At 38.1% G+C, this 3,979-nt stretch carries 1 protein-coding gene; it reads right to left on the bottom strand.

Translation table 11 applies throughout. The features are described from left to right. Positions 1 to 74: 74 nt before the first annotated feature. The gene (locus CV945_RS16375) at positions 75 to 3,701 is read right to left on the bottom strand and encodes a 5'-nucleotidase C-terminal domain-containing protein (RefSeq protein ID WP_232722291.1); all 3,627 of its coding nucleotides are present in this window, start codon (positions 3,699 to 3,701) and stop codon (positions 75 to 77) included. Positions 3,702 to 3,979: the final 278 nt, after the last annotated feature.

Here is a 3,979-nt window from a genome sequence, read left to right as displayed (position 1 = left end):
GATCGAGTTCTTTCCGCTACCTAGGGCATTTTCTATGACCGAAATGCCCTATTTGTGCTGGGCTTTTTTATACACTAGCACTGGGGTGAATAGTTACTTCCGCTGAAATCAGCTGCGTTTATAGAGGTTATAGCAGTCGCTACATCAATGATACGTCCTTCCACCGATGGATTTACCGTTTGATTTGGTTGAGCAGCTACGTAATCTCTGAACATTTCCCAGTCTACAAATCCCGGCTCGCTTACACGTCCTTCTTCAAATGCTTTCTTAAACATTGTGTAACCGTCTCCGCCTTTAGCAATGAACGTATTAGTTGCAACAAAATATGTCTTATTATCCTCTAGAGGAACATAGTTTGTTCCGTCTTCTTTTACCTCAATGGTTTTTACTCTATTTCCAGCTGGTTCTCTGCTGTCATAAGTAAACCTTAAACCTGAAACATGAAGAAATGCACCGTTTGAAGCAGGAGCTAGACTGACACTGTGCTCGAGAGCTGCCTTAATTTCTGATCCTTTTAGCTCCATAATAGCGAGAGCATTTCCAAATGGCATAACCGTTTGAACTTCCGCTAAAGTAATTTCACCTGCATCAATCGAAGCACGGATTCCCCCACCATTTTGTAAAGCTATTATAGTATTAGGATTTATTGTTTTAGCTTTTGCAAGCATACCATCTGTAATTAAGTTTCCTAAATTCGTTTCTTTAGTACGTACATTGGCACGCACCCCATCTAATACGACAGCTGAATTTCCAATAACAGTCTTTTTCTTTTCTTCAATTTGATCATTGTACGGTTTTAGTTTTGCAGCAGCTTCCGGATCATCTTGTAGCACATAAACCTCTTTATCTCCTACTTTTACTTTTTGATCAATGTCGATCAGCTTGCCGGCATAGCCAACCACTTTCCCATTCTCATCAAACTCGACATCTAGCGTACCAAGGTACTTGCTATATTCATTCGCTTGAACAATAACAGTCGGCTCTTCTCCTGTTTTATCAACAACAGGTTCAACAAGCTTATCGTGAGAATGTCCGCCAACAATAACGTCTATTCCTTCAACTTCCTTTGCCAACGTAAGGTCATTATCTCCACCGCCGTCGTTAAATCCTATATGGGTTAATGCGATAATTTTATTGACTCCTTGGGCTTCGAATGCTTCAACTGCTTTTTCCGCCTCTTCAATGTAGTCTTCAAAGACTACGTCTTCACCTGGACTTGAAATATTTTTCGTTTCAGTTGTTGTTAGGCCGAAGATACCGATCTTTTCTCCATTTACTTCTTTGATAATTCCATTATAAATTTTTCCATTTTCTGGATTTGAAGATATTTCATTACGGAAACTTACTTTTAGATTTTCATCTTTGGAGAAATCGACATTGGCGCTGACAAATGGGAACTTCGCCCCCTTCACAAAGTTAGCTAAAATTGCAGTTCCTTTGTCAAACTCATGATTTCCAAATGTCATGGCGTCATAGCCCGCAAGATTCATAAACTCTAAATCTGCTAATCCATTAAATTCATTAAAATACAATGTTCCAGAGAACACGTCTCCTGCATCTAATAACAATGAATTAGGGTTTGTTTGTCTTACCTGTTTAATTGCAGTGATGCGTCTTGCAATATTGTCTAAATGAGCATGTGTATCATTTGTATGCATTATTGTTAATTTAAATGGGGTTAAAGTGACTATTTCTGTCGGATTTGAAACATTTCCCACACTATCTACTGCATATACTTTATATGTCCCTGATGTTAATCCAGTTGTACTAATTTTAATATCAGTATTAATAGCAGACACGATTGCCTTCTTAGCACTTCCATTTGTAACTAAAGTCTCAAGAGCACTCTTGGTTGAAGGAGTTTCATTACTTGGAACTAAATAAACTGTTCCTAATTCATTAACTCTTACTACAATATCATTCCCAATTGTAACTTGCTTATCAGAAACTAAAGAAACTGTCGGTGCAGTAATATCTGGTGGCGTAACTACAGTTCTATCAGAACCATCCGATACCGTTCCACCTGATCCTGTATTACCTGTTGAACCAGTTTGACCACCAGGATTGTTCTTTACTGTAACACCGGTAGCCGTTTGCACCGTACCGTTATTTATTACTTCAATAGAACCCGTGACGGATGAATCTTTCTTAATCTCTTTAATTACAGAATCTTTAGCTACTTCAATTTTTGCATTAGCATTTTTAACAGTGACCGTAGCTTCTTTTAAGTCCCCTTTTAATTCGATTTTTTGCCCTGATTTTTCGGCAGCCAGGTTCACGGCTTGTACTTTCGCGCCTTGTTCCGCTTCCAATTTCGCTTCTGTCTTCACTTCGATTTCTTTCACTACGGCGTCTTTCGCTACCTTGACTTGTGAACCTTCTCCCGTTACCTCTACCTTCGTATTAGAGAAGTCACCTTTCAATTCCACACCTTTGCTTGATTCGCTTCCTTTTGTACCAATGGAAACGACTTCGTACGCACCTTTTTCTTTAGAATCAAGAATAATCGTTCCTGTCGCTCCCGCCTTTTCTGTAAGAGATAATGTCTTAATCTTTGTTCCTTCTTCCGCCACGATGTTGGCGCCATTCGCATCGTTGATTTTCAATTCTTCCGCTGTAACGTTTTTCTGACGCAAACTGTGATCAGCCACGTCATCAACAATAATGACACCGCCTTGGTTGTTTACCTTGTTCACTTTCACATTTTCAAGGTAAACCGTTCCAGCGCCTGTTTCATTCCCTTTAATAATAATATTTCCATTGACCTCTGCATTTGCCAGTTTAATATATTGATCTTTTCCCGCAATGACGATAACGGATTGGTCGTATTTTTTCACTTCTGCTGCCGTTCCGCCAAAAGTGGTTGGCTTGTCCGCTATAGTAGAATCTGCATTAAAAATTGCAAATCGCTTTTCCAAATCTGCCTTAACCGGATTTACGTAAGCCATCACGCTTTTTAATAGCTTGCTATTTTCTTTCAACACTCCAAGTTTTAAACCTTCGCTCACAAATTTTTCAATACGGTTTTTATGGTAAATCGCTTGATCAATCTTATTTTCTTTTAGCGCCGCGTTCAAACGGTCTGTCTCTATTTTAATGGAAACTGGATATAACGCCGCATCTTTCACTTGTTGTGCAGGTTTGAGATATGTTTGAACCAATGCTGTACGAGTAGAAGCACCATATACTTTATAAAAAGCAGGGGACTTTGTACGAATTTCTTTTGTTAAATCATGATACGCTTTTTCTGTGGAGTCATTTACAATATGGTTAGAAATGAATTTCTTTAATATATTCGCTTTCGCTTCAATTTTTTTACCTGCTGAAACGGCATCAATATAGAAGGTAGCGCGATCAACGTATACTTGAACATTTTGCGTGAGACGAGCCTCCAAAATTTCTTTCTCTTTTCCTTTTAGCTTCTTTACTTCTTCCCGAGCAGCTTTCAACGCAGATTTTGTCTCATTAAACAGCTTCATATCTGGATAATCTAACACATTTTTAGGATAAACCTTTTTCCGGTAATCGTAAGAAACTTGCCATTTTAATGCGCCAGCAAGTTTTTCCGCTTTGACAACCAACTTCTCAGCATTGGTCGTTATTGCGGCTTGAGCCGGATTGGAAACCACCACTGCACTAGCGGCGAACGCAGACATAGCAGCAATAGATATTGCTAACTTTTTAGTTTTTTTCTTTCTCATTCTTCTTTCTCCTTTACTAAAAATATTGATTCCGAAAATAAGTATAATTATGGTAAATAGAATCCGTATATCAAAGTACTATATTTTTCATATTAGTACAAGATATGTAACGTAAATAAATTATTAATTTTTTATTAATTACTGTAGATGAGCAAATTCACTTACATAAATTGACAATCAAACAAAAAAGGAGACATGAACCCGATTCCTTGGTTAGAATAGATGTACCACCAACTATCCACAAGGAGGTTCATGTCTCATGAATAAATTAGCACATC

This window comes from Geobacillus sp. Manikaran-105 (assembly GCF_002809955.1).
GTDB classification, from domain to species: Bacteria; Bacillota; Bacilli; order Bacillales; family Anoxybacillaceae; genus Geobacillus; species Geobacillus thermophilus.
Note: the sequence above shows the minus strand (reverse complement) of the source record. Positions and strands in the feature narration are given on the sequence as shown.